The organism is Pseudomonas sp. TE6283, assembly GCF_054060555.1.
In genome coordinates, this window is sequence record NZ_JBSSDH010000003.1 from 98,572 (window position 1) to 124,947 (window position 26,376).

Genomic DNA, 26,376 nt, shown 5'->3' on the forward strand with positions numbered 1-26,376 from the left:
CTGCGATGAAAACCATCAACTTCATGGGCGTGCGCAATGTCGCGTTCGCCATTACCGTGCTCCTCACCGTGCTGGCGCTGTTCAGCTGGTGGCAGAAGGGCCTGAACTTCGGCCTGGACTTTACCGGCGGTACGCTGATCGAGCTTACCTACGAGCGCCCGGCCGACCTCAAGGCAGTGCGTGCCGAGCTGGTCGACTCCGGCTTCCACGAGGCTGTGGTGCAAAGCTTTGGCGCCACCACCGACCTGCTGGTGCGTATGCCGGGCGATGACCCACAGCTGGGCAACAAGGTCGCGGCGGCCCTGCAGAAGGCCGGCGGCGACAACCCGGCCACGATCAAGCGCGTCGAGTTCGTCGGTCCGCAGGTAGGCGAGGAGCTGCGTGACCAGGGTGGCATGGGCATGCTCCTGGCACTGGGCGGTATCCTCATCTACCTGGCCTTCCGCTTCCAGTGGAAATTCGCCGTGGGCGCCATCGTTTCGCTGGTGCACGACGTGGTGGTCACCCTGGGCATCCTGTCGTTCTTCCAGATCACCTTCGACCTGACGGTGCTGGCGGCGGTACTGGCGATCATCGGCTACTCGCTCAACGACACCATCGTCGTGTTCGACCGGGTGCGCGAGAACTTCCGGGTGATGCGCAAGGCCTCGCTGATCGAGAACATCAACGTTTCTACTACCCAGACCCTGCTGCGCACCATCGCCACCTCGGTGTCGACCTTGCTGGCCATCGCCGCGCTGCTGTTCTTCGGCGGCGACAACCTGTTCGGCTTCTCCCTGGCGCTGTTCATCGGTGTCATGGCGGGTACCTACTCGTCGATCTACATCGCCAACGTGGTGCTGATCTGGCTGAACCTGAGCAGCGAAGACCTGATCCCGCCGGTCAAGACCGAGGGTGTGGACGACCGTCCGTAACGCTTGTTCCGCGCCATTCGGCGCAAAGAGAGGCGCGAGTGTTGAACTCGCGCCTTTTTTTTTGCTCCAAGGCAGGGAGAAGGCGGGCCGGAGTCCGCGGGTACGATCAGGAGGTTCACGTGAACAAGTCAATGCTGGTGGGTGCGGTTCTGGGTGCTGTCGGTGTGACTGCCGGAGGTGCTGTGGCGACCTACAGCTTGGTGAACAAGGGGCCTGAGTACGCCCAGGTCACCGACGTGCAGCCGATCAAGCAGCAAGTGAAAACGCCGCGTGAGGTCTGCAAGGATGTCACCGTGACGCGCCAGGCGCCGGTCAAGGATCAGCACCAGATTGCCGGTACGGTGGTCGGTGCCATCGCCGGTGGCCTGCTGGGCAACCAGATCGGTGGCGGTACCGGCAAGAAGATTGCCACCGTGGCCGGTGCGGTCGGTGGCGGCTATGCCGGCAACAAGGTGCAGGAAGGCATGCAGGAGCGTGATACCTACACCACCACGCAAACCCGTTGCAACACGGTCAACGACATCAGCGAGAAGGTGGTTGGCTACAACGTGACCTATTCCATCGGCGACCAGGTGGGCAAGGTGAAGATGGACCACGAGCCGGGCTCGACCATCCCGCTGGACAAGAATGGCAAGCTGGTCTTGAGCCAGAACCAGCCAGGTCAGTAAACCTTTCGCAGGCCGCTCCCACAGAAGGCGTCGATCGCAGATACAAAAAAAGCACCCCGAGGGGTGCTTTTTTGTGCTCGCAATCAGCGCTTAGCGCTTCATGTGCTCTGGCAGGTGCGGCTGGATGGCGGTCAGCACGGCCTTGAAGCACTTGATGTTGCCCGCGACGATGTGGCCCTTCTCGAGGAAGTCGTGGCCACCGTTGAAGTCGCTCACCAGGCCACCGGCTTCCTGGATCAGCAGCACGCCCGCGGCCATGTCCCACTCGGACAGGCCCGACTCCCAGAAGGCGTCGAAGCGGCCGGCGGCGACGTAGGCCAGGTCCAGGCTGGCGGAGCCGGCGCGGCGAATGCCGGCGGTCTGGCCGGTCAGGGCGCGGAACATGCCCAGGTAGTTGTCCAGGTCGGCCATCTGGTTGTCACGGAACGGGAAGCCGGTGCCCAGCAGTGCGCCTTCCAGGCTGGTGCGCGAGCTGACGCGCAGGCGGCGGCCATTGAGCTGGGCGCCACGGCCACGGCTGGCGGTGAATTCTTCCTGGCGAACCGGGTCGACGATCACGGCGTGCTCGAGGCGGCCGCGGTATTTGCAGGCGATGCTGACGGCGAAGTGCGGAACGCCACGCAGGAAGTTGGTGGTGCCGTCCAGCGGATCGATGATCCACAGGTAATCCTTGCCTTCTTCGCCGGTGCCGGCGTGCAGGCCAGTCTCTTCGCCCTGGATCGAGTGGTTCGGGTAGGCCTTGCGCAGGGCCTCGACGATGACCTTCTCGGCGGCGCGGTCAACCTCGGATACGTAGTCCTTGGCCTGCTTTTCGTCGACTTTGATGCTATCCAGGCGTTCGATGGAGCGGAAAATCAGTTCACTGGCGCTGCGAGCGGCGCGCAGGGCGATATTCAGCATAGGCTGCATGGGAAGGTCACCTGGAGATGTTAAAGAGGAAAGCCGATCATTCTAGCAGAAATCTTTCACGACAGAAGTGTCACATTTGCTTTCATGGCGTTACGCTGGTCGGTTCTGTAAGATCGAACCCTCCTGTTTCCGCATCCGAGAGCACGACACCTTGCTGCAAAATATTCGTGTTGTTCTGGTCAATACCAGCCACCCCGGCAACATCGGCGGCGCTGCGCGAGCCATGAAAAACATGGGCTTGTCGCGTCTGGTGCTGGTGCAGCCAAAAGAGTTTCCGGCCGCGGACGCCAGTGCCCGCGCCTCGGGCGCCGACGACGTGCTGGACAACGCCCAGGTGGTCGACAGCCTCGAGCAGGCGCTGGTCGGCTGCAGCCTGGTCATGGGTACCAGCGCCCGTGAGCGCAGCATCCCCTGGCCGCTGATCGACCCGCGCGAGTGCGGGGCCAAGGCCGTGGCCCAGGCCATGGGCGGCGAAGAGATCGCCCTGGTGTTCGGGCGCGAGCACGCCGGCCTGACCAACGAAGAACTGCAGCGATGTCACTTCCACGTGCACATTCCCTCGAACCCCGACTTCAGCTCGCTGAATCTGGCCGCCGCCGTCCAGGTGCTCTCCTATGAGGTGCGCATGGCCTGGCTGGCAGGGCAGGGCAGTGCGGCGAAGGTCGAGAAGGTCGACGCCAGCGAGCTGGCGACCATGGACGAAATGGAGCTGTTCTACGACCACCTGGAAAAGACCCTGGTGGACATCGGCTTCCTCGATCCCGAGAAACCCAAGCACCTGATGGCGCGCCTGCGCCGGCTGTATGGGCGAAGCTCGGTCGAGCGTCCGGAAATGAGCATTTTGCGCGGCATCCTTACCGAGACCCAGAAGGTCGCACGGGGCGAGCCGCATAAACGGAAGGACTGACAGATGTTCGAACGTCTGCGTGAAGATATCCAGAGCGTTTTCCATCGTGACCCGGCGGCGCGCAACGCCTTCGAGGTCCTGACCTGCTACCCGGGGATGCACGCCATCTGGCTGCATCGGCTGGGCAATGCCCTGTGGCGGCGCGACTTCAAGTGGCTGGCGCGGCTGGTGTCGAACTTCGGTCGCTGGATGACCGGCATCGAGATCCACCCAGGTGCGACCATTGGCCGGCGCTTCTTCATCGACCACGGCATGGGCATCGTCATCGGCGAGACCGCCGAGATCGGCGACGACGTGACCCTGTACCAGGGTGTCACCCTCGGCGGCACCAGCTGGAACAAGGGCAAGCGTCACCCGACCCTGGAAAACGGCGTGGTGGTCGGTGCCGGGGCCAAGGTGCTGGGCCCGTTCACCGTCGGCGCCGGGGCCAAGATCGGCTCCAACGCCGTGGTCACCAAGGCAGTGCCGGCGGGCGCCACGGCGGTGGGCATTCCGGGGCGGATCATCGTCAAGACCGAGGATGACGCCGTCGAGGCCAAGCGCAAGGCCATGGCCGAGAAGATCGGCTTCGATGCCTACGGTGTCAGCGGCGACATGCCGGACCCGGTGGCCCGCGCCATCGGCCAGATGCTCGACCACCTGCAGGCCGTAGACGAGCGCCTGGAGGGCATGTGCGGCGCGCTGACCCGGATGGGCAGTGACTACTGTGCCAAGGAGCTGCCGGCGCTGCCCGACGACGACTTCGCCGCGGCCTGCGCCGAACTCAAGCAGGGCGACACTCAGTCGCATTGATTGCGCCGGACCGACACAAGGGGCGTGTGCTTGCGCCCCTTGTCTGCTACACTCGCGCCCGCCTCCCGCATGCATACCCGACTAAAGCACTAGGTCTAATAGTTGACTTAAATGCTCGGGAATCGCATACTCGCACACATCCTGTAACTCCCGTGGTACCCATACGCCATGCGACTGACTACCAAAGGCCGATACGCCGTGACCGCCATGCTCGACCTGGCGTTGCACGCGCAGCAGGGGCCGGTGTCTTTGGCCGACATTTCCGAGCGCCAGGGCATTTCCCTCTCTTATCTGGAACAGCTGTTCGCCAAGCTGCGCCGCAGCAGCCTGGTATCCAGCGTTCGCGGTCCGGGCGGCGGCTACCAGCTGTCGCGGGGCATGGAAACCATCCAGGTGGCCCAGGTCATCGACGCGGTCAACGAATCGGTCGATGCCACCCGTTGCCAGGGGCTGGGGGACTGCCACGCCGGTGATACCTGCCTGACTCACCACCTGTGGTGCGACCTGAGCCAGCAGATCCATGAATTCCTCAGTGGCATCAGCCTGGCCGACCTCGTCATGCGCCGCGAGGTGCAGGAAGTCGCCCAGCGCCAGGACCTGCGCCGTGTCGCAGGCCGAGTTGCCCAGTTGGACAAGATTGAGACGTCCGCCGTCGACTGAAACCACAGCGACGAGCGACGCCACCGCCTGATAGGAGATACTCAATGAAGTTGCCGATCTACCTCGATTACTCCGCGACCACGCCGGTCGATCCCCGTGTCGCCCAGAAGATGGCCGAGTGCCTGCTGGTTGACGGGAACTTCGGCAACCCGGCCTCGCGCTCCCACGTGTTCGGCTGGAAGGCCGAGGAAGCAGTCGAGAACGGCCGCCGCCAGGTCGCCGAACTGATCAACGCCGACCCGCGCGAGATCGTCTGGACCAGCGGTGCCACCGAGTCCGACAACCTCGCCCTGAAAGGCGTGGCGCACTTCTATCAGACCAAGGGCAAGCACATCATCACCTCCAAGATCGAGCACAAGGCGGTCCTGGACACCGCTCGCCAGCTCGAGCGTGAAGGTTTCGAAGTCACCTACCTCGAGCCTGGCGAAGACGGCATCGTCACCCCGGCCATGGTCGAGGCCGTGCTGCGCGACGACACCATCCTGGTCTCGCTGATGCACGTGAACAACGAAGTCGGCTCGATCAACGACATCGCCGCCATCGGTGAACTGACCCGCTCGCGCGGCGTCTTGTTCCACGTCGATGCCGCCCAATCGGCCGGCCGTGTCGAGATCGACCTGCAGAAGCTCAAGGTCGACCTGATGTCGTTCTCCGCGCACAAGGTGTATGGCCCGAAAGGTATCGGCGCGCTGTACGTCAGCCGCAAGCCGCGTGTGCGCCTGGAAGCCATCATCCACGGCGGTGGCCATGAGCGCGGCATGCGTTCGGGCACCCTGCCGACCCACCAGATCGTCGGCATGGGCGAAGCCTTCGCCATCGCCAAGCAGGAAATGGCCGCTGAAAACGTGCGCATCAAGGCCCTGAGCGACCGCTTCTTCAAGCAGGTCTCGGACCTCGAAGAGCTGTACGTCAACGGCAGCCAGACCCAGCGCGTGCCGCACAACCTGAACCTGAGCTTCAACTACGTCGAGGGCGAGTCGCTGCTGATGTCGCTGAAGGACATCGCCGTTTCGTCCGGTTCGGCCTGCACCTCCGCTTCGCTCGAGCCGTCCTACGTCCTGCGCGCCCTGGGCCGCAATGACGAACTGGCGCACAGCTCGATCCGCTTCTCCTTCGGTCGCTTCACCACCGAGGAAGAAGTCGACTACGCCGCGCAGAAAGTCTGCGAAGCCGTGAACAAGCTGCGTGAATTGTCGCCGCTGTGGGACATGTACAAAGACGGCGTCGACATCTCCAAGATCGAGTGGGCCGCCCACTAAGCAGTCGCCGGCAAGAGCGGCTCCCTGATGAGGAAGGAATTGCACCATGGCATACAGTGAAAAGGTCATCGACCACTACGAAAACCCGCGCAACGTCGGCAAGATGAACGCCGACGATCCGGATGTCGGCACCGGCATGGTTGGCGCCCCGGCCTGCGGCGACGTGATGCGCCTGCAGATCAAGGTCAACGAGCAGGGCGTCATCGAAGACGCCAAGTTCAAGACCTACGGTTGCGGTTCGGCCATCGCCTCCAGCTCCCTCGCCACCGAGTGGATGAAGGGCAAGACCCTGGACGAGGCCGAAACCATCAAGAACACCCAGCTGGCTGAAGAGCTGGCACTGCCGCCGGTCAAGATCCACTGCTCCGTGCTCGCCGAAGATGCCATCAAGGCAGCTGTTCGCGATTACAAGCAGAAGAAAGGCTTGATCTAAGTCGACTGTCGCGAGGTAAGGAGTTCCGATGGCTATCAGCATGACAGAAGCCGCCGCCAACCACATTCGCCGCTCCCTCGACGGGCGCGGCAAGGGTGAGGGCATTCGCCTGGGCGTGCGCACCACCGGCTGCTCGGGCCTGGCCTACGTGCTGGAGTTCGTCGACGAGCTCGCCGCCGAAGACCAGGTGTTCGAGAACCATGGCGTGAAGGTCATCATCGACCCGAAAAGCCTGGTCTATCTCGACGGCACCGAGCTGGACTTCGTCAAGGAAGGGTTGAACGAAGGCTTCAAGTTCAACAACCCCAACGTGCGCGGTGAGTGTGGCTGCGGCGAAAGCTTCAACGTTTGAGGCTGGCCGTGGGTACTCCTTGTCATTTCGCCCTGTTTGACCTGCAGCCTGGTTTTCGTCTGGACCTCGACAAATTGGCCGTTCGCTACCGCGAGCTGGCCCGCGAGGTCCATCCGGACCGTTTCGCCGACGCTTCCGAGCGCGAGCAGCGCGTAGCGCTGGAAAAGTCGGCGGCCCTCAACGACGCCTACCAGACCTTGCGCAGCGCGCCGCGCCGGGCCCGCTACCTGCTGGCCATCGGCGGCCATGAGGTGCCTCAGGAAGTCACGGTGCACGACCCGGACTTCCTGCTGCAGCAGATGCAGTGGCGCGAAGAACTCGAAGACCTGCAGGACGAAGCCGATCTCGACGGTGTCGCCGTGTTCAAGAAGCGCCTCAAGGTCGCCCAGGACACGCTGAACGAGGATTTCGCCGCCTGCTGGGATATTGCTGCAGAGCGTGAGCAGGCCGAGCGCCTGATGCGCCGCATGCAGTTCCTCGACAAGCTCGCCCAAGAAGTGCGCCAACTCGAAGAGCGCCTCGACGATTAACCCCGGCGTTGCCCGTGATGACGCCTAAGGTACTCAGATAAGCATGGCCCTACTGCAGATCGCCGAACCCGGTCAGAGCCCCCAGCCGCACCAGCGCCGCCTGGCGGTGGGCATCGACCTGGGCACCACCAATTCTCTCGTCGCCGCCGTGCGCAGCGGGCGCAGCGAACCGCTGCCCGATGCCCAGGGCAGTGTCATCCTGCCATCCGCCGTGCGTTATCTCGACAACGCCGTCGAAGTCGGCCTGGCCGCGCGCGAGGCTGCCCCCAGCGACCCGCTCAACAGCATCCTGTCGGTGAAACGCCTGATGGGGCGTGGCCTGGCGGACGTCAAGCAGCTGGGCGAGCAACTGCCGTACCGTTTTGTCGGCGGTGAATCGCACATGCCGTTCATCGACACCGTCCAGGGGCCGAAAAGCCCGGTGGAAGTGTCGGCCGATATTCTCAAGGTGCTGCGCCAGCGTGCCGAGGAAACCCTCGGTGGCGAGCTGGTCGGCGCGGTGATCACCGTCCCGGCCTATTTCGACGACGCCCAGCGCCAGGCCACCAAGGACGCCGCCAAGCTGGCCGGCCTCAATGTCCTGCGCTTGCTCAACGAACCGACCGCGGCTGCCGTGGCCTATGGCCTGGACCAGGATGCCGAAGGCGTCGTGGCGATTTTCGACCTGGGCGGCGGTACCTTCGATATCTCCATCCTGCGCCTGACTGCCGGTGTCTTCGAAGTGCTGGCCACCGGTGGCGACACCGCCCTGGGTGGCGATGACTTCGACCATGCGATCGCCGGCTGGATCATAGAGCAGGCTGGCTTGTCCGCCGACCTCGATCCGGCCACCCAGCGCCTGCTGCTGCAGACCGCTTGCGCGGCCAAGGAAGCCTTGACCGACAGCGATGCGGTCAGCGTCCAGCATGGCGCCTGGCAGGGCGAGCTGACCCGTGCCGCGTTCGAAGCCATGATCGAACCGATGATCGCCCGCAGTCTCAAGGCCTGCCGCCGCGCCGTGCGCGACAGCGGCATCGAGCTGGAAGAGGTCGGCGCGGTGGTCATGGTCGGCGGTTCGACCCGTGTGCCGCGTGTGCGCGAGGCGGTCGGCGCGCTGTTCGGTCGTACCCCCCTGACCTCGATCGACCCGGACCAGGTGGTGGCCATCGGTGCCGCGATCCAGGCCGATACCCTCGCCGGCAACCGCCGCGAAGGCGGCGAGCTGCTGCTGCTCGACGTCATCCCGCTGTCCCTGGGGCTTGAGACCATGGGCGGGCTGATGGAGAAGGTGATCCCGCGCAACACCACCATTCCGGTGGCTCGCGCCCAGGAATTCACCACGTACAAAGATGGCCAGTCGGCCATGATGATCCACGTGCTGCAGGGTGAGCGCGAGCTGATCAGCGACTGCCGTTCCCTGGCGCGCTTCGAGCTGCGTGGCATCCCGGCCATGGTCGCGGGCGCGGCGAAGATCCGCGTGACCTTCCAGGTCGACGCCGACGGCCTGCTCAGCGTCGCGGCCCGCGAACTGGGTTCGGGCGTGGAATCGAGTATCCAGGTCAAGCCGTCCTACGGCCTGACCGACGGCGAGATCGCCCGCATGCTCAAGGACTCCTTCGAGCACGCCGGCTCCGACAAGCATGCACGCCAGCTGCGCGAGCACCAGGTCGACGCCGAGCGCCTGCTCGAGGCGGTGCAGGGCGCCCTGGACGCCGATGGCGAGCGCCTGCTCAGCAGTGACGAGCGCGACGCGATCGAATTCCAGATGCAGGAACTACGTGATTTGCTGACCGGCACCGATGGCGCCGCCATCGAGCAACAGACCAAGCGTCTGTCGCAGGTGACCGATGCATTTGCCGCCCGTCGCCTTGATTCGACGGTCAAAGCCGCACTGGCCGGGCGCAACCTGAATGAGATCGAGGAGTAACCGATGCCGCTGGTGACATTCCTGCCGCACGAGAAGTTCTGCCCCGAGGGCTTGACCGTGGAAGTGCCGACCGGGACCAATATCCTGGAGCTGGCCCACGACCATCACATCGAGATGGAAAGCGCCTGCGGCGGCGTCAAGGCCTGCACCACTTGCCACTGCATCATCCGCAAGGGCTTCGACTCGCTTGAAGAAGCCGACGAGCTCGAAGAGGACATGCTGGACAAGGCCTGGGGCCTGGAGGCGCAGTCGCGCCTGGGTTGCCAGGTGGTTGTCGGCGATGAGGACCTCACCATCGAGATCCCCAAGTATTCGCTCAACCACGCCGCCGAAGCGCCGCACTGAGGGCCTGTACATGAGTCTGAAATGGGTTGATGTACTTGAGATCGCCATCCAGCTTGCGGAAAGCAAGCCCGAGGTCGATCCTCATTACGTGAATTTCGTCGATCTGCGCGCCTGGGTCATGGCGCTGCCGGACTTCGATGACGATCCGTCGCGTTGCGGCGAGAAGGTTCTCGAGGCCATCCAGGCGGCCTGGATCGAAGAAGCCGACTGAGCGCACGCTGCAGGTTAGGCAATCCCCTGGAACCCGCGTATAATTCGCGGGTTTAATTTTTCGCAACACTCAATATTCTGGAGTTTTCCATGGCTGTTCAACGTACTTTCTCCATCATCAAGCCTGACGCCGTTGCCAAGAACGTCATCGGCGAGATCACCACTCGCTTCGAGAAAGCCGGCCTGCGCGTCGTCGCTTCGAAAATGAAGCAGCTGTCCAAAGCCGAAGCCGAAGGCTTCTACGCCGAGCACAAAGAGCGTGGCTTCTTTGGTGACCTGGTTGCCTTCATGACTTCCGGCCCAGTCGTTGTACAGGTTCTGGAAGGCGAAAACGCCATTCTGGCCAACCGTGAGCTGATGGGCGCCACCAACCCTAAAGAAGCTGCTGCCGGCACCATCCGCGCCGACTTCGCCGAGTCGATCGACGCCAACGCCGTTCACGGTTCGGACTCCGAAGCCGCCGCTGCTCGCGAAATCGCTTACTTCTTCGCTGCTACCGAGGTAACCACTCGCTAAGCGAAGGCTTACGGGTGAGGGTGAATCCATGACGACATCGACTGACAAGATCAACCTGCTGGGGCTGACCCTGGCGGAAATGGAACAGTTCTTCGACTCAATCGGGGAGAAGCGCTTCCGTGCCGGTCAGGTGATGAAATGGATTCACCATTTTGGCGTCGATGATTTCGCCGCCATGACCAATGTCGGCAAGGTCTTGCGCGAAAAGCTCGAGGCCGTTGCCGAGATTCGGGGCCCGGAAGTGGTCAGTGAAGACATTTCCGCCGACGGCACCCGCAAGTGGGTGGTCCGCGTTGCCTCTGGCAGCTGCGTCGAGACCGTCTACATCCCTACCGACGATCGCGGCACCCTGTGCGTGTCGTCGCAAGCCGGCTGCGCCCTGGACTGCAGCTTCTGCTCCACCGGCAAGCAAGGCTTCAACAGCAACCTCACCGCCGCCGAAGTGATCGGCCAGGTGTGGCTTGCCAACAAATCCTTCGGGACCGTTCCGGCCAAGATCGACCGCGCCATCACCAACGTGGTCATGATGGGCATGGGCGAACCCCTGCTGAATTTCGACAATGTCATCGCCGCGATGAAGATCATGATGGAAGATCTGGGCTATGGCATTTCCAAGCGTCGCGTCACCCTGTCCACCTCGGGCGTGGTGCCGATGATCGACGAGCTGGCCAAGCATATCGACGTGTCGCTGGCCCTGTCGCTGCACGCGCCGAACGACGAACTGCGCAACAAGCTGGTGCCGATCAACAAGAAGTACCCGCTGAAGATGCTGCTGGAGTCGTGCATGGGCTACATGTCCACCCTCGGCGGCAAGCGCGTGCTCACCATCGAGTACACCCTGCTCAAGGACGTCAACGACCAGCCCGAGCACGCCGCGCAGATGATCGAGCTGCTGCGTGATGTGCCGTGCAAGATCAACCTGATCCCGTTCAACCCGTTCCCGCACTCGGGCTACGAGCGACCGAGCAACAATGCCATCCGTCGCTTCCAGGATCTGCTGCACCACGGCGGCTTCAACGTGACCACGCGCACCACCCGCGGTGACGACATCGATGCCGCCTGCGGTCAGCTGGTGGGTCAGGTCAACGACCGTACCCGCCGCAGCGAGCGCTACATCGCCGTACGCCAGCTGGCTGCCGACGAGCCGCAAGACAGCGCCGCGCGCCCCTGACGAGCACCTGCCCCATGAGCCTGCGCGCCGCGCTGTCGATCCTGACGCTTTCGCTGCTGGCCGGCTGCGTGTCCGGCGGCGCGGGTGACCCCCTGGCCAGCCGCCAGGGGCGTGAGGCGGCGGGGCAAGCCTACGTGCAGTTGGGGCTGGGGTATTTGCAACAAGGTTTGACTGAGCGCGCCAAGGCGCCGCTGGGCAAGGCCCTGGCCCTGGACGCTCGTGACGGCGAGGCTCATGCGGCACTGGCCCTGGTGTTCCAGGCCGAGGATGAGCCCGCACTGGCCGGCGAGCACTTCGCCAAGGCCTTGGCCATCCGCCCGGATGACACACGAATCCGCAACAACTACGGCAGTTTCCTATATGCTCAGGGCCGTTTCGGCGAGGCCCGGGCGATGTTCCTCCAGGCTGCCGCCGATACCCTGTATCCTGAGCGCTCCCGCGTGTACGAGAACCTGGGGCTCACCGCCTTGAAGCTGGGGCAGGGTGAACAGGCGCGTGTCTACCTGGAAAAAGCCCTTCGGCTCAATCGGCGGCAACCGAAGGCATTGCTCGAAATGGCTGAGTTGTCCTACGAAAACAGGCATTATGTGCCGGCCCAGGATTACTACGATCGATTCAGCCAGCTGAGCGACCAGGATGCCCGTAGCCTGCTGCTGGGCCATCGCCTGGCAATCGCCCTCGACGAACAGGGCACCGCGACCCGTTTGGGCCAGCAATTACAACGACTTTATCCCGGTACGCCGGAATATCAGCAATACCTGTCGGAGCAACGATGAAAGCCGCGCACACTGAAGTAGCAGCAGCGACTCGCCAGAACCCCGGTGATGTCTTGCGCCAGGCCCGCGAGAAGCGCGAATGGAGCCAGGCCGAGGTCGCTCGCAAGCTCAACCTCACGGTATCTTCGCTGAACAACCTGGAAAACGGCGCCTTCGACAAGCTGCCCGGGCACACCTTCGCCCGTGGCTATATCCGCGCCTATGCCAAGCTGATGGACATGGACCAGGCGCCCCTGGTCGAGGCCTTCGACCAGATCACCGGCACCCACGCCCAGGGCAGCGAAGTGCACGCCCTCGGTCGCATCGAAGAGCCGGTGCGGCTGTCGCACAATATCCTGCGGGTGGTCAGCCTGTTGCTGCTGGTCGCGGTGGTCGGCGGTGGCTTCTTCTGGTGGCAGGACCAGAGCAGCCTGCGCGGCAAGGACCTGGCCAAGATTGCCCTGGAGCATGTCGAGGTCGAGAGCGCCGACGGCACCACGCAGATTCATCCGCTGGACGAGCCGGAAGACCAGGCCGTGAGCGAAGGCCAGCAGCCCGAGGGCCAGGCCCTGCCACTGGAGCCGAACGCTACCGAGCAGGCGCCGGTCGCCGAGGCCCAGTCGCCAGTTGCGGCCGTGACACCCGCCGCGCCAGCCACCAGCGCCGCGCCGACCGCCGTCGCTCCCGTGGCACCGGTTGCCGCGCCTGTTGCTGCAGCGCCAGCCGCTCCTGTCGCGCCGGTCGCAGCAGCTGCGCCCGTTGATGCCGCCCCGGCCGGCAGTGCCAAGGTCCATATCCAATTCACCGCCGATTGCTGGACCCAGGTCACCGACGGCAACGGCAAGGTGCTGTTCAGCGCCATCAAGCGCAAGGGCGACAGCCTGGAACTGACCGGCAAGCCACCGTTCGCGGTGCGCCTGGGCTTCGCCCGCGGCGCCCAGGTGAGCTATAACGGCCAGGCGGTCGATGTCGCCCCGTTCACCAGTGGCGAAACCGCTCGCCTGAAGTTGGGACAGTAAGTCATGCACGGCGAATCTCCGATCAAACGTCGCGAATCCCGCAAAATCTGGGTCGGCAATGTGCCGGTGGGTGGTGATGCGCCCATCGCGGTGCAGAGCATGACCAACACCGACACCAACGATGTCGCCGCCACCGTGGCGCAGATCCAGCGCCTGGTCGATGCCGGCGTGGACATCGTGCGGGTCTCGGTGCCAGACATGGACGCCGCCGAGGCGTTCGGCCGCATCAAGAAACTGGTCAGCGTGCCGCTGGTCGCCGACATCCACTTCGACTACAAGATCGCCCTGCGCGTGGCTGAGCTGGGCGTCGACTGCCTGCGCATCAACCCGGGCAACATCGGCCGTGAGGACCGTGTGCGCGCCGTGGTCGACGCGGCCCGCGACCGCGGCATCCCGATCCGCATCGGCGTCAACGCCGGTTCCCTGGAAAAGGACCTGCAGAAGAAGTACGGCGAGCCCACCCCGGCGGCGCTGGTCGAGTCGGCGCTGCGCCATGTAGAGCACCTCGACCGCCTGGATTTCCAGGACTTCAAGGTCAGCGTCAAGGCCTCCGACGTGTTCATGGCCGTCGAGGCCTACCGCCTGCTGGCCAAGCAGATCATCCAGCCGCTGCACCTGGGGATCACCGAAGCCGGTGGCCTGCGCTCGGGGACGGTGAAATCCGCCGTCGGCCTAGGTATGCTGCTGGCCGAAGGCATCGGTGACACCATCCGCATCTCCCTGGCCGCCGATCCGGTCGAGGAAGTGAAGGTCGGCTACGACATCCTCAAGTCGCTGCACCTGCGTTCCCGTGGCATCAACTTCATCGCCTGCCCGAGCTGCTCGCGGCAGAACTTCGATGTGGTCAAGACCATGAACGAACTGGAAGGGCGCCTGGAAGACCTGCTGGTACCGCTGGACGTGGCGGTGATCGGTTGCGTGGTCAACGGTCCGGGCGAGGCCAAGGAGTCGCACGTGGGCCTGACCGGCGGCACGCCGAACCTGGTCTACATCGATGGCAAGCCATCGCAGAAGCTGAACAACGACAACCTGGTTGACGAGCTGGAAAAGCTCATTCGCCAGAAAGCGGCCGAGAAGGCCGAGGCCGACGCGGCGCTGATCGCCCGCGGCTGAGACACAGATTCGTAAGGACTACTCGTGAGCAAATCGCTGCAAGCCATCCGTGGCATGAACGACATCCTGCCCGACCAGTCGCCGCTGTGGCGCTATTTCGAGGGCACCGTGGCCGGCTTGCTGGACAGCTACGGCTACAGCCAGATCCGCACGCCGATCGTCGAGTTCACCGAGCTGTTCAAGCGCTCGATCGGTGAAGTCACCGATATCGTCGAGAAGGAAATGTACACCTTCGAGGACCGCAACGGCGACTCGCTCACCCTGCGCCCCGAAGGCACCGCGGCCTGCGTGCGTGCCGTGCTCGAGCACGGCATCACCGGCAACGGCCAGGTGCAGAAACTCTGGTACATCGGCCAGATGTTCCGTCACGAGCGTCCGCAGAAGGGCCGCTACCGCCAGTTCCACCAGATCGGTGTTGAGGTGTTCAACCTCGATGGCCCGGACGTCGACGCCGAACTGATCATGCTGACCTGGCGCCTGTGGGGCCTGCTGGGCATCCAGGACGCGGTCGAGCTGCAGCTCAACAGCCTGGGCACCAGCGAAGCCCGCGCCCGCTATCGCGACGCGCTGGTCGAGTTCCTCTCGGCCCGCCTCGAGCAACTGGACGAGGACAGCCAGCGCCGCCTGAAAAGCAACCCGCTGCGCATCCTCGACAGCAAGGATGCGAACACCCAGGCGGTGCTGGTCGGCGCGCCTAAGCTGGAAGACTACCTGGACGAAGCGTCCCGCGTGCACTTCGAGGGCCTGAAGGCCCGCCTCGACGCCGCCGGCATTCCGTTCGTGATCAATACCAAGCTGGTACGCGGCCTGGACTACTACAGCAAGACCGTGTTCGAGTGGGTCACCGACAAGCTCGGCGCCCAGGGTACCGTCTGCGCCGGTGGTCGTTATGACGGCCTGGTCGAGCAGATGGGCGGCAAGCCGACCCCGGGCGTCGGTTTCGCCATGGGCATCGAGCGCCTGATCCTGCTGCTGGAGACCCTGGGCAAGGTGCCCGAGTCGATCAGCCGCACCATCGATGTCTACCTGTGCGCCTTCGGTGAGTCGGCAGAACTGGCCGGCCTGCGCCTGAGCGAAAGCCTGCGCGATCGTCTGCCGGGCCTGCGCCTGGCGGTCAATGCCGGTGGTGGCAGCTTCAAGAGCCAGTTCAAGAAGGCCGACAAGAGCGGTGCGCTGTTCGCGCTGATTCTGGGCGACGACGAACTCGAGAAGCAGCAGATCGGCCTGAAGCCCCTGCGTGGCCAGGGCGAACAACAGAATATTGCCTGGGATGCGCTTGCCGCGTACCTGGAAACCGCGATCGCCCAGGCGTGACGCGGTCTGACAACGAATAGGCGAATAGGAGTATTGGGGTGTCGAGTACCGATGATGAGAGCCTGGCAGCAGCCAAGGACTGGTGGAACCGCAACGGCAAGCCGCTGCTGACCGGCGCCCTGCTGGCCGGCGTGGTGGTGTTGGGCTGGCAGACCTGGCACAAGTACCAGGCCAACCAATCCCAGGGCGCCTCGGCGCTGTACCAGGCGTTGCTGGAAACCTCGTTGACGCCTGACGGCAAGCCCGACGCGAGCAAGGTCGCGGAGCTTTCCGGCAAACTCAAGAGTGAGTTCGGCGGTACCGCCTACGCCCAGTACGGCAGTCTGTTCGTGGCCAAGGTCGCGGTCGAAAGCGGCAAGCTGGATGATGCGGCCAGTGAGCTGAAGAGCGTGCTGGACAAGCCGGCCGACGCCACCCTCGGTGAGATCTCGCGCCAACGCCTGGCCCGCGTGCTCGCGGCCCAGGACAAGGCCGAGGACGCGCTCAAGCTGCTCGAGGGCGATACCGACAAGGCCTTCCTGGCCAGCCGCGAAGAACTCAAGGGCGACCTGCTGGTACAGCTGGGCCGCGCCGACGACGCGCACAGCGCCTACGAAAAAGCCAAGGCCGCGCTGTCCGACGACGCCGCGATCGGTGGCCTGCAACTGAAGCTGGATGACCTGGCCAAAGGGGACGCCTGAAGTGAAGGGTTGGAAACAAGCAGCAGTGCTCACCCTCGCCGTGCTGGCGGCGGGTTGCAGCAGCAACAGCAAGAAGGAACTGCCCCCGGCCGAGCTGACCAAGTTCACCGAGGAAGTGGTGCTGAAGAAGCAGTGGAGCCGTTCGATCGGTGACGGCCAGGGCGAGACCTACAACACCCTGGTGCCGGCCATCGAGAACGACCGCATCTACGCCTCCGACGTCAACGGCGAGGTCTTCGCGCTGAACCGCATCACCGGCGACGTGGTGTGGAAGAAGGACCTCGAGCTGCCGGTATCCGGCGCGGTGGGCGTGGGCTACGGCCTGGTCATGCTGGGTACCCTCAAGGGCGAGGTCATCGCCCTGGATTCCAGCACCGGCGAGGAGCGCTGGCGCTCGCGCGTCAGCAGCGAAGTGCTGGCGCCGCCCGCCAACAACGGTGACGTGGTGGTGGTGCAGACCCAGGACGACCGTCTGGTCGGCTTCGACGCCGCCACCGGCGACCGTCGCTGGATCTACGAGAACAGCCCTGCCGTGCTGACCCTGCGCGGCACCGGCGCGCCGGTGGTGACCAATCGCCTGGCCGTGGCCGGCCTGTCCACCGGCAAGGTGGTGGCGGTCGATATCAGCAACGGCGTGCCGGTGTGGGAGAGCCGCGTGGCGATTCCGCAGGGCCGTTCCGAGCTGGACCGTGTGGTGGACATCGACGGCGGCCTGCTGCTGTCCGGTGGCACCCTCTACGTCAGCACCTACCAGGGCCGCGTCGCCGGCCTGGACCTGGAAAGCGGCCGCGTGCTGTGGCAGCGCGATGCTTCCAGCTATGTGGGTGTCGCCCAAGGCTTCGGCAACGTCTACGTGAGCGAAGCGTCGGGTACCGTGCAGAGCGTCGACGAGCGTTCTTCCAGCTCGCTGTGGAGCAACGATTCGATGGCCCGCCGTCAGCTGTCGGCGCCGGAAGTGTTCTCCAGCTACGTGGCGGTGGGCGACTTCGAGGGTTACCTGCACCTGCTCAGCCAGGTCGATGGCCGCTTCGTCGGCCGTGAGCGTATCGACAGCGATGGCCTGCGCGCCCGACCCCTGGTGGTCGGCGACACCATCTACGTCTTCGGCAACAGCGGCAAGCTCGAGGCACTGACCATCCGCTGAAGCTATGCTTGAGCTCGCTCGCGGGCTCAGGCCGCGGCGCATGAAGCGCCGCCCGAACTCCGGCCGCTGCCTTGCAGCGGCCTTTGCATTTTCAAGAATTCAAGAGTGGAGAGCCGCATGGTTCCCGTAATCGCCCTGGTGGGCCGGCCGAACGTCGGTAAATCCACCATGTTCAACCGCCTGACCAAGACCCGCGACGCCATCGTCGGCGACCTGTCGGGCCTGACCCGTGACCGCCAGTACGGCGATGCCAGCTGGCAAGGTCGTTCCTACATCCTGATCGACACCGGTGGTATCACCGGTGACGAAGTGGGCATGGACGAGAAGATGGCCGAGCAGTCGCTGATGGCCATCGAGGAAGCCGACTACGTGCTGTTCCTGGTCGATGCCCGCGCCGGCATGACCGCCGCCGACCAGATGATCGCCGATCACCTGCGCAAGCGGAACAAGGAAGCGATCCTGGTCGCCAACAAGATCGACAACATCGATCCCGATATCGCCCGCGCCGAGTTCTCGCCGCTGGGCATGGGCAACGCCATCCCGGTGGCGGGCTCCCAGGGCCGCGGTATCAACGCCCTGATGGAGTCGCTGCTCGGCCATATTCCCCGTGATCCCGAGGAAGAAGCCCTCGACGAGGATGTCGCCGAAGGCGAGGAAGCCACGCGCATTCCCGGCCCGAGCGAGAAAGACGGCATCAAGATCGCCATCATCGGCCGCCCCAACGTCGGCAAGTCGACCCTGGTCAACCGCATGCTCGGCGAGGAGCGCGTGGTGGTGTACGACCAGCCGGGCACCACCCGCGACAGTATCTACATCCCGTTCGAGCGTGATGGCGAGAAGTACACCTTCATCGACACCGCTGGCGTGCGCAAGCGCGGCAAGATCCACGAGGAAGTCGAGAAGTTCTCGGTGGTGAAGACCCTGCAGGCGATCAAGGACGCCAACGTGGTGATCTTCGTCATGGACGCCCGCGAAGGCGTGGTCGACCACGACCTCAACCTGCTGGGCTTCGCCCTGGACGCCGGCCGCGCCGTGGTCATCGCCCTGAACAAGTGGGATGGTATGGAGCCGGGCGAGCGCGACTACGTGAAGACCGAGCTGGAACGCCGGCTGTTCTTCGTCGACTTCGCCGACATCCACTTCATCTCGGCGCTGCACGGCACCGGCGTGGGCCACCTGTACAAGTCGGTGCAGGCCGCGTTCAAGTCGGCGGTCACCCGCTGGCCGACCAGCCGCCTGACGCAGATCCTCGAAGACGCCATCAGCGTACACCAGCCGCCGCTGGTCAACGGTCGCCGCATCAAGCTGCGCTATGCCCACCTTGGTGGCGCCAACCCGCCGCTGATCGTGATCCACGGCAACCAGACCGACAAGATCCCCAACTCGTACTCGCGCTACCTGGAGAACACCTACCGCCGGGTGCTCAAGCTGGTCGGCACACCGATCCGCATCGAGTACAAGGGTGGTGACAACCCGTTCGAGGGCAAGAAGAACACCCTCACCGATCGCCAGGTCAACAAAAAGCGCCGCTTGATGTCGCACCACAAGAAGGCCGAGAAGAAGCGCCGCGACAAGCGTTAGTAACAGCGCTTGCAGAACCCTCGTTGGTAAGGGCCTCGTGGGAGCGGGCTTGCGCCGCGATGAGATTGTTCAGGTCAATTGACTGCCTGATCTGACCTCATCGCGGGGCAAGCCCGCTCCCACGCTTCATTCTGCTGTTGGGTTGCAACGATTGACCCACCGCAATCCCCCTATTGTTTCAACCTTTTTCCTGACTGCTTGATCCGCTATGCTCGGACCCAACCCCGTGCCGGACAAACCCCAGGAAAGAGGGCTCCATGATCCGCAGCAAACTGCCGAACGTCGGCACGACCATCTTCACCACCATGTCGCAACTGGCCATGCAGACCGGTGCGCTCAACCTCTCCCAGGGCTTTCCTGACTTCAACGGTCCCCAGGCCTTGCTCGATGCCGTCGGTCGTCATGTGGCCGCCGGGCATAACCAGTACTCGCCCATGACCGGCCTGCCGGCACTGCGCCAGCAGGTAGCAGCGAAGATCGCCCGGTTGTACGGCGCGAACGTCGATGCCGACCAGGAAGTGACCATCACCCCCGGTGCCACCGAGGCGATCTTCTGCGCCATCCAGGCGGTCATCCATGCCGGCGACGAGGTGATCGTCTTCGACCCCAGCTACGACAGCTACGAGCCCTCCGTGGAACTGGCCGGCGGGCGCTGCGTGCATGTGCCGCTCAGCGACGGCGATTTCAGCATCGACTGGCAAAAGTTCAGCGACGCGCTCAGCCCGCGCACGCGCATGGTCATCCTCAACTCGCCGCACAACCCCAGCGGCGCGCTGATCAGCCGTGACGACCTGGACCAGCTGGCCAGGCTGATCGGCGACCGCGATATCTACCTGGTCAGCGACGAGGTCTACGAACACCTGATCTACGACGGTGTGCGCCATGCCAGCGTGCTGGCCCACCCGCAGCTCTATTCGCGGGCGTTCGTCGTCAGCTCGTTCGGCAAGACTTACCACGTCACCGGCTGGAAGACCGGCTACGTGGTCGCCCCGCCGGCCCTCAGCGCGGAACTGCGCAAGGTGCACCAGTACGTCAACTTCTGTGGCGTGACTCCCTTGCAGTGCGCGCTGGCCGACTTCATGGCCGAGCACCCCGAGCATATCGACGAGCTACCGGCCTTCTACCAGGCCAAGCGCGACCTGTTCTGCGACCTGCTGCAGGCCTCGCGTTTCACCTTCACCCGCACGCCGGGCACCTATTTCCAACTGGTGGACTATTCGCAGATCCGGCCCGACCTGAACGATGTCGACATGGCCCTGTGGCTGACCCGTGAGCATGGCGTGGCCAGCATCCCGGTGTCGGTGTTCTACCAGCAACCCATCCCCGAGCAGCGCCTGGTGCGCCTGTGCTTTGCCAAACGCGAGGAGACGCTGCGCCAGGCAGCGGAGAAACTATGCGCGATCTGAGTCAACTGCCGAACCTGAAAATCGCCCTGGTGCAGACCACCCTGGCCTGGCACGACCGCGAGGCCAACTACGCGCACTTCGAGGAGCTGATCGGCCAGGCCGGCGAGGTGGACCTGGTGGTCCTGCCGGAAATGTTCACCACCGGTTTTTCGATGGAGTCCGAAAGCCTGGCGGAGCCGGAAAACGGCCCGACCTACAAATGGCTCAAGGCCCAGGCGAAGAAAGCCAACGCGGTGATCACCGGCAGCGTGATCATCCAGGCCGCCGACGGCAGCCACCGCAACCGCCTGCTGTGGGCACGGCCCGACGGCGAGATCCTGCACTACGACAAGCGTCACCTGTTCCGCATGGCCGGCGAGCACAAGCACTACACTCCGGGCGAGCGCCAGGTGCAGTTCGAGCTCAAGGGGTGGCGGATCCGCCCGCTGATCTGCTACGACCTGCGCTTCCCGGTGTGGAGCCGCGACGCCCAGGACACCGACCTGCTGCTGTACACCGCCAACTGGCCGGCGGCGCGGCGCCTGCACTGGAACCGCCTGCTGCCGGCGCGGGGCATCGAGAACCTGTGCTTCGTCGCGGCGGTGAACCGGGTCGGCACCGATGGCAAGGGCTTCGCCTACTCCGGCGACAGCCAGGTGCTGGACTTCCAGGGCGAGAGCCTGCTGAGCGCGGGCGAGGCCGACGGGGTGTTCACCGTGGTGTTGCGGGCGGCGGAGCTGGCGGCGTACCGGGCGCGGTTCCCGGCGAACCTGGATGCCGATACCTTCGATCTGCATTAAGGGCCAATCGCGGGGCCAGCCCGCTCCCACGGTATCGTAGGAGCGGGCTGGCCCCGCGATGCTTTCAGGCTTCAGTACACATCTCGCCGATACCGCCCATCCTCGATCAACTGGTGTACGACAGCCTCGCCGAGCATCCCCTGCAACGCCGCATCCACCCCGGCCGCCATGCCTTGCAGGCTGCCGCAGACATACACGCAAGCGCCATCCTCGATCCAGCGCTTGAACTCGGCGGCCTGCTGCAACAGCACGTCCTGCACATAGATCTTCTGCGCCTGGTCCCGCGAAAACGCCAGGTCCAGCCGTTGCAGGTCGCCGCTTTCCACCCAGCCCTGCAGCTCCTCGCCGCACAGCAGGTCGTGCGCCCGGTTGCGTTCGCCGAACAGCAGCCAGTTGCGTTGCTCGCCTCCAGCAATGCGGGCCTTTAGCAGGCTGCGCAGACCGGCCAGGCCGGTACCATTGCCGATCAGCACCAAGGGCGCCGATTCGACGGGCAGGTGGAAACCGCTGTTGCGACGCAGGCGCGCGCTGACGCTGCCTTCCAGCGGCAGGTATTCGGTCAGCCAGCCGGAGCCCAGGCCCAGGTTGCCATCGGCGTGGCGCTCCTGGCGCACGATCAGCTCCAGCACGCCATCGCTGACGATGGAGGCAATCGAGTATTCACGGGCGGTGAGCGGGATCAGTGCGTCGACCAGTGCCTGGGCATGCAGGCCGATCAGGTGTTCGCGGCTGACCGGCAACTGGCGGCTGGCCAGGGCCTGTGCCAGGGTTTCCTGCAGGCCGTCGAGCTGCACCGGGCTGCCTGGGTCAAGGCCCAGGCCGGCAAGGAAGGCATCGACACGGGGCTGGCCGTTGCGTGGCAGGATTTCGATCAGGTCACCGGCTTCCCAGGTTGCGGGCGCATCTGCCTGCAGGCCCAACAGGTACACCGGCGCCCCCTGGCTGCCGGGGTTGAGCTGATCGCGGCGCGACAGGCGCCAGTTGCCGAAGCTTGGTGGCTGCCAGGCGGCGACCGGGCGGGCGCCGGTCAGTTGCGTCAGTTCCTGTTGCCACAGCCGCAGGGCGGCGGGATCGGCGTTGTCCACCTCAACCGGGCTGAAGGCGCAGGTGGCGCCACGTTCGCCGAGCCAGGCCTGGAGCCGGCGGGCGAAGCCGCAGAAGTGCGGGTACTGGCGGTCGCCCAGGGCCAGCAGGGCGTAGTTCAGGTGATCCAGCGGCCAGGCTTGGCCGAGGACCTTGCGCTCGAAGCCACGGGCGCTGTCCGGAGCTTCGCCGTCGCCGAAGGTGCTGACCACGAACAGTGCTCGGTTGGCCTGGCGCAATTCGGTTTCGCCCAATTCGGCCAGCGGGCGTACCTGCACCGGCAAGCCGGCGGATTGAAGTTGGCCGGCGCTCTGCCAGGCCAGCTGTTCGGCGAAGCCGCTCTGGCTGGCGAAGCCGATCAACCAGCTATCTCCGTCATTCGCCTGAGGGGCCACCGCGCCACGTGCGGCGCGAACCTGACGCTTCTTGCGTCGACGGTCGAGGTACAGCAGCCAGCCGGTGACGAAGAACAGCGGCATGGTCAGGCTGGCAAGGGTGACGATGATCCGCCCCGGCAGGCCGAAGTAGCTGCCCACGTGCAGGGCGTAGACGCTCTGCAGCAACTGGGCCTTGAACGACTTGTCGGTGTAGCGCTCGTGACGCTTGACCTGGCCGGTGGCCGGGTCGAGGGTGAGGGTGTTCAGGGCGCGCTCGTGGTCGGCGCCTTGCAGCAGGTAGAACAGGGTCGCCGGTTGCCCGCCGGCCGGTGGCAGGCGCAGGTTGTAGGTGGACAGGCCGGGGCCTGCGGCGGCCTTGAGATTGGTCCAGATGGCATCGTAGTCGACAACAAGAGGCGGGGCGTTCTTGTCCACCCTGGTCGGGCCATGGCGACCGCCGCGGCCTTCGCCACGCTTCTGCTCGCCGGCTGCGGGCTGGTCGGCCAGCAGCCGGTTGAGGCCTTCGCGGTACCACTCGTAGGACCAGAACAGTCCGGTCAGGGCGAACAGCAGGTAGAACAGCAGGCACCAGGTGCCGAATACCGCGTGCAGGTCCCAGTTGAAGGCGCGGCCTTTCTTCGCCCAGTCCAACGTCAGCCAGGTCCGCCAGTTCAGTGCCTTGCGCGGCCAGCGCAGGTACAGCCCCGAGAGGCAGAAGAAAATCAGCATCAAGGTGCAGGCGCCGGTGATCTGCTGGCCTGTGTCGCCCATGGCCAGGAACCGGTGCAGGTTGAGCATGAGGTTGAAGAAGCCCAGGCCGGCCACGTCACCCTTGAGTTCGCCGGTGTACGGGTCGGCGTAGCGCAGCGCGCCACGGCGCTCGCCGGGGGCAGGAGTGAAGAAGATTCGCGCGGCGTTGCCCTCGCGGGTATCGACCCAGAGCATGGAGACCTTGTCGCCTTGCGCGGCCTCGACCCGGCGGACCAGCTCGGCCGGTGGCAGCACGCCTTCCTGGCGGATCTCGACCTTGAGTACCTCGGCGTTGAATGCCCGCAGCAGTTCTTCCTGGAACGACCAGATCGCGCCGGTCACGCCCATCAGCGCCAGCACCAGGCCGGCGGTGATGCCAAGGAACCAGTGCAATTGGAACAGCGTCTTCTTCACCACATCGATCACCTTGTATTGCCGCCAGGGACTGCGCGGCGTGCATTATGCCTTGATACGCAAAAGCCCCGTTCAAGCGAATGAACGGGGCCTGGTGCGCTGCATCAGAAGTGGAAGTTGGCGCTCATCAAGGCAGTGCGGCCAGCGGCCACATGGGCGTAGTGGGTCGAGAACACCTGGTCGAAGTAGCGTTTGTCCGTCAGGTTCTGCAGGTTCAGCTGCAGGTCCACATTCTTGGTCAGGCGATAGGTCGCCATGGCGTCGTAGCGCCAGTAGGACGGTACTTCGACGGAGTTCGCCTCGTCACCGAAGCGGGCGTCGACGAAGGTCGCGCCAGCACCGAGGGTCAGCTGCGGCACGATGTCGTAGGTCGACCAGAAGGTGAAGTTGTTCCGCGGTGTACTCGGCATATGGTTGCCTTGGTTCGCTGCCGTGGTGGTCTTGACGATCTCGCTCTCCATGTAGGTGTAACCGCCGTAGACCTTCCACTTGCTGGTCAGGTTACCGGCGTAGGTCAGCTCCAGCCCCTGGACTCGCTGCTCACCATCGAGCACCTGGTACGTCGCATTGTCAGGGTCGGTGACCCGTGCGTTGGTCTTGTCGGTACGGAACAGGGCGGCAGTGAGCGAGAGGTTCTCGTCGAAGAAGTCCCACTTGGTGCCTATTTCGTAGTTGCGATTGCGTTCCGGATCAAGATTGCTGTTGTTGGTGGCCAGTTCCAGGCCACCGTTGCCGCTGGATTCACCCGACGGGTTGCTGGACGTCGACCAGGCCGCGTAGACGCTGCCGTTTGGCAGGGGCTTGTAGACCACACCCACTTGGTAGTTCCACAGGTGCGCATTGTTTTCACGGGAGAAGTCGCCGGCCACCGAGCCTCGTCCGCCGGTGCTGTAGCCGCTGGACTTGGTCTGGTAGTCGTCGTAGCGCAGGCCGAGGTTCAGCGACCACTGTTCATTGAACGTGAGGGTGTCGAAGACGTAGGCGGCGCTGGTCTTGGTGTCGGTGTCGGTGTAGGCCGGACTGTCGGTGATGGTGCCCGACCAGCTATCGTCCGGGGACGGATCGTACAGGCTGGTGCAATCGCCGGAGGCGAGCAGCGCGGGGTTGCAGGTCGTGCCGGTTCCCGCGGCGGAGGTGATCACATAGCCACGGTTGTGGGTGTCGCTGTAGGTGAACTCCAGGCCAGTGACCAGGCTGTGTTCGATGAAGCCTGTGTTGAACTTGGCACTCAGGTCGGTCTGGTTGACCCAACCCTTGGAGGTGGAGTTGCGGTTCTTGGTGGAGCGATAGACCGTGCCGTTGGCAACGTTGCCCTTGCTGTCATCAGGGTTGGTGACGATGTAGTCGAGCGTCGAACGCGACATGCGCAAGCTGTTGGACAGTGTCAGGTTGTCGTTCAGGTCATGTTCGATGCGCAAGGTGCCACTGTCGTTGCTGGTCTTGCGATAGTCGCGACCGTTCAGGCCATAGAAGTTGTCGCGATCGACATGCGCCGGCCCGTCCACGTTGTACTTGCTGCGCGTGGCACTGCGGTTCAGCGGGATGCCGTAGTCCGGCATATCGTCGGTCTTGAGATGGTAGTAACCCACCGTGACCCGGGTATCGGTGCCCAGGCCGAAGGCAAAGGAGGGGGCAACGCCCCAGCGACTGACATCCACATCGTCACGACCGGCGACATTGGCCTCGTGCTTCATCAGGTTCAGGCGAAAGGCCGAGCTGTCGGTCAACTGCTTGTTCAGGTCCAGGGTCGTGCGCTTGGTCTGGTCGCTGCCCCAGGTGAAGCCGCCATTGTAAGCATCACCCAATTTTGCAGTCTTGGTGACCAGGTTCAGGCTGCCGCCAGTGGAGCCGGCGCCGGTAAAGGCCGAACCGGGGCCTTTGCTCACTTCGACCGACTCGACGTTGAAAATTTCGCGGCTTTGCGAGGCGACATCACGCATGCCGTCGACGAACACATCGCTTTCGGCATTGAAGCCGCGGATGATCGGTCGATCACCCGCGGGGTTGCCGCCCTCGCCCGCACCGAAGGTGATGCCTGGGGTCGTGCGCAATGCGTCCACCAGGGTGGTAGCCCCGGTGTCACGGATGACCTGCTGCGGAATGACAGTGACACTCTTCGGCGTTTCACGCAGGGGAGCCGTGTACTTCTTCGAGCTGGCCGTGTCCGACTTGTAGGTGGTGGCATCCTGCGTCGCATTCACGCTGGTGGCGTCCAGCGAGATGACGGCATCCGTGCCCTGCTCGGCAGCCAGCGCCCCTTGTGAAGCGGCGGCGGTGACGGCAACGCCGATGGCGGAGGCGAGCAGACGTGGTGAACTCACTGCAGATGGCACGTGACGCATTGTTGTAGACCTTCCCCAAGGTATGAAGGCCGTGGATGTTAATGTAA

At 64.4% G+C, this 26,376-nt stretch carries 26 protein-coding genes; 23 read left to right on the plus strand and 3 right to left on the minus strand.

The features are described 5' to 3' along the window. The first annotated feature begins 5 nt into the window (after nucleotides 1-5). Nucleotides 6-914: a protein translocase subunit SecF gene (gene secF / locus ACVWZ5_RS05945; RefSeq protein ID WP_062364559.1), complete on the plus strand. Its 909-nt coding sequence runs from the start codon at nucleotides 6-8 to the stop codon at nucleotides 912-914. 119 nt (nucleotides 915-1,033) lie between these two features. Then, a complete protein-coding gene (locus ACVWZ5_RS05950; RefSeq protein ID WP_028689584.1) occupies nucleotides 1,034-1,582 on the plus strand; it encodes a glycine zipper 2TM domain-containing protein in 549 nt (182 codons plus the stop codon). 90 nt (nucleotides 1,583-1,672) lie between these two features. On the opposite strand, the gene suhB is transcribed toward ACVWZ5_RS05950, so the two are convergent. Further along, nucleotides 1,673-2,491 carry a type III secretion system regulator SuhB gene (gene suhB / locus ACVWZ5_RS05955; RefSeq protein ID WP_028689585.1) on the minus strand — a complete coding sequence of 273 codons (819 nt, stop codon included), beginning with the start codon at nucleotides 2,489-2,491 and terminating at the stop codon, nucleotides 1,673-1,675. Between the two features lie 151 nt (nucleotides 2,492-2,642). Between suhB and trmJ the strand changes: the two genes are divergently transcribed. The 21 genes from trmJ to ACVWZ5_RS06060 all read left to right on the plus strand — a co-directional run bounded on the left by trmJ (nucleotide 2,643) and on the right by ACVWZ5_RS06060 (nucleotide 21,363). Next, nucleotides 2,643-3,398: a tRNA (cytosine(32)/uridine(32)-2'-O)-methyltransferase TrmJ gene (gene trmJ / locus ACVWZ5_RS05960; protein WP_062364557.1), complete on the plus strand. Its 756-nt coding sequence runs from the start codon at nucleotides 2,643-2,645 to the stop codon at nucleotides 3,396-3,398. Nucleotides 3,399-3,401: 3 nt separating this feature from the next. After that, nucleotides 3,402-4,190, plus strand: coding sequence for a serine O-acetyltransferase (gene cysE / locus ACVWZ5_RS05965; protein ID WP_028689587.1), 789 nt, complete (start codon nucleotides 3,402-3,404; stop codon nucleotides 4,188-4,190). A 168-nt stretch (nucleotides 4,191-4,358) separates the two neighbouring features. Next, nucleotides 4,359-4,850: a Fe-S cluster assembly transcriptional regulator IscR gene (iscR, locus tag ACVWZ5_RS05970; protein ID WP_028689588.1), complete on the plus strand. Its 492-nt coding sequence runs from the start codon at nucleotides 4,359-4,361 to the stop codon at nucleotides 4,848-4,850. A 44-nt stretch (nucleotides 4,851-4,894) separates the two neighbouring features. Further along, the gene (locus ACVWZ5_RS05975; RefSeq protein ID WP_046854251.1) at nucleotides 4,895-6,109 is read left to right on the plus strand and encodes an IscS subfamily cysteine desulfurase; all 1,215 of its coding nucleotides are present in this window, start codon (nucleotides 4,895-4,897) and stop codon (nucleotides 6,107-6,109) included. A gap of 46 nt (nucleotides 6,110-6,155) precedes the next feature. Further along, a complete protein-coding gene (gene iscU / locus ACVWZ5_RS05980; protein ID WP_011532337.1) occupies nucleotides 6,156-6,542 on the plus strand; it encodes a Fe-S cluster assembly scaffold IscU in 387 nt (128 codons plus the stop codon). Nucleotides 6,543-6,570: 28 nt separating this feature from the next. Further along, a complete protein-coding gene (iscA, locus tag ACVWZ5_RS05985) occupies nucleotides 6,571-6,894 on the plus strand; it encodes an iron-sulfur cluster assembly protein IscA (protein ID WP_023630636.1) in 324 nt (107 codons plus the stop codon). 8 nt (nucleotides 6,895-6,902) lie between these two features. Further along, nucleotides 6,903-7,424: a co-chaperone HscB gene (gene hscB, locus ACVWZ5_RS05990; protein WP_062575680.1), complete on the plus strand. Its 522-nt coding sequence runs from the start codon at nucleotides 6,903-6,905 to the stop codon at nucleotides 7,422-7,424. A 43-nt stretch (nucleotides 7,425-7,467) separates the two neighbouring features. Further along, nucleotides 7,468-9,330, plus strand: a complete 1,863-nt coding sequence (gene hscA / locus ACVWZ5_RS05995; RefSeq protein ID WP_062572868.1) for a Fe-S protein assembly chaperone HscA — start codon at nucleotides 7,468-7,470, stop codon at nucleotides 9,328-9,330. Between the two features lie 3 nt (nucleotides 9,331-9,333). Then, a complete protein-coding gene (gene fdx / locus ACVWZ5_RS06000; RefSeq protein WP_028689592.1) occupies nucleotides 9,334-9,675 on the plus strand; it encodes an ISC system 2Fe-2S type ferredoxin in 342 nt (113 codons plus the stop codon). Between the two features lie 10 nt (nucleotides 9,676-9,685). Then, nucleotides 9,686-9,886 (plus strand): Fe-S cluster assembly protein IscX, encoded by a 201-nt coding sequence (iscX, locus tag ACVWZ5_RS06005; protein ID WP_028689593.1) that lies wholly within the window; start codon nucleotides 9,686-9,688, stop codon nucleotides 9,884-9,886. A gap of 89 nt (nucleotides 9,887-9,975) precedes the next feature. Next, on the plus strand, nucleotides 9,976-10,401 hold the full coding sequence (gene ndk, locus ACVWZ5_RS06010) for a nucleoside-diphosphate kinase (protein WP_023630072.1): 426 nt from the start codon (nucleotides 9,976-9,978) through the stop codon (nucleotides 10,399-10,401). Nucleotides 10,402-10,429: 28 nt separating this feature from the next. Next, complete coding sequence (gene rlmN / locus ACVWZ5_RS06015) at nucleotides 10,430-11,572, plus strand: 23S rRNA (adenine(2503)-C(2))-methyltransferase RlmN (RefSeq protein ID WP_028689594.1); 1,143 nt, start codon at nucleotides 10,430-10,432, stop codon at nucleotides 11,570-11,572. Between the two features lie 14 nt (nucleotides 11,573-11,586). Further along, nucleotides 11,587-12,348: a type IV pilus biogenesis/stability protein PilW gene (gene pilW / locus ACVWZ5_RS06020; protein WP_096048660.1), complete on the plus strand. Its 762-nt coding sequence runs from the start codon at nucleotides 11,587-11,589 to the stop codon at nucleotides 12,346-12,348. Beyond that, a complete protein-coding gene (locus ACVWZ5_RS06025) occupies nucleotides 12,345-13,346 on the plus strand; it encodes a RodZ domain-containing protein (protein ID WP_084941963.1) in 1,002 nt (333 codons plus the stop codon). The genes pilW and ACVWZ5_RS06025 overlap by 4 nt, the downstream gene beginning before the upstream one ends. Before the next feature lie 3 nt (nucleotides 13,347-13,349). After that, nucleotides 13,350-14,459, plus strand: coding sequence for a flavodoxin-dependent (E)-4-hydroxy-3-methylbut-2-enyl-diphosphate synthase (ispG, locus tag ACVWZ5_RS06030; protein ID WP_028689597.1), 1,110 nt, complete (start codon nucleotides 13,350-13,352; stop codon nucleotides 14,457-14,459). Nucleotides 14,460-14,483: 24 nt separating this feature from the next. Then, a complete protein-coding gene (hisS, locus tag ACVWZ5_RS06035) occupies nucleotides 14,484-15,773 on the plus strand; it encodes a histidine--tRNA ligase (protein ID WP_186599304.1) in 1,290 nt (429 codons plus the stop codon). A 38-nt stretch (nucleotides 15,774-15,811) separates the two neighbouring features. After that, nucleotides 15,812-16,453, plus strand: a complete 642-nt coding sequence (locus ACVWZ5_RS06040; protein ID WP_028689599.1) for a tetratricopeptide repeat protein — start codon at nucleotides 15,812-15,814, stop codon at nucleotides 16,451-16,453. After that, complete coding sequence (bamB, locus tag ACVWZ5_RS06045) at nucleotides 16,428-17,597, plus strand: outer membrane protein assembly factor BamB (RefSeq protein ID WP_088852385.1); 1,170 nt, start codon at nucleotides 16,428-16,430, stop codon at nucleotides 17,595-17,597. The genes ACVWZ5_RS06040 and bamB overlap by 26 nt, the downstream gene beginning before the upstream one ends. A gap of 117 nt (nucleotides 17,598-17,714) precedes the next feature. Further along, on the plus strand, nucleotides 17,715-19,178 hold the full coding sequence (der, locus tag ACVWZ5_RS06050; protein ID WP_023630727.1) for a ribosome biogenesis GTPase Der: 1,464 nt from the start codon (nucleotides 17,715-17,717) through the stop codon (nucleotides 19,176-19,178). Nucleotides 19,179-19,435: 257 nt separating this feature from the next. Beyond that, nucleotides 19,436-20,584: a pyridoxal phosphate-dependent aminotransferase gene (locus tag ACVWZ5_RS06055; protein ID WP_062572872.1), complete on the plus strand. Its 1,149-nt coding sequence runs from the start codon at nucleotides 19,436-19,438 to the stop codon at nucleotides 20,582-20,584. Beyond that, nucleotides 20,572-21,363: an amidohydrolase gene (locus ACVWZ5_RS06060; protein ID WP_050704052.1), complete on the plus strand. Its 792-nt coding sequence runs from the start codon at nucleotides 20,572-20,574 to the stop codon at nucleotides 21,361-21,363. The genes ACVWZ5_RS06055 and ACVWZ5_RS06060 overlap by 13 nt, the downstream gene beginning before the upstream one ends. Before the next feature lie 71 nt (nucleotides 21,364-21,434). On the opposite strand, the gene ACVWZ5_RS06065 is transcribed toward ACVWZ5_RS06060, so the two are convergent. Next, on the minus strand, nucleotides 21,435-23,990 hold the full coding sequence (locus ACVWZ5_RS06065; RefSeq protein WP_457340467.1) for a PepSY domain-containing protein: 2,556 nt from the start codon (nucleotides 23,988-23,990) through the stop codon (nucleotides 21,435-21,437). Nucleotides 23,991-24,091: 101 nt separating this feature from the next. Next, the gene (locus tag ACVWZ5_RS06070; RefSeq protein ID WP_084941960.1) at nucleotides 24,092-26,329 is read right to left on the minus strand and encodes a TonB-dependent receptor; all 2,238 of its coding nucleotides are present in this window, start codon (nucleotides 26,327-26,329) and stop codon (nucleotides 24,092-24,094) included. Nucleotides 26,330-26,376 lie beyond the last annotated feature (47 nt).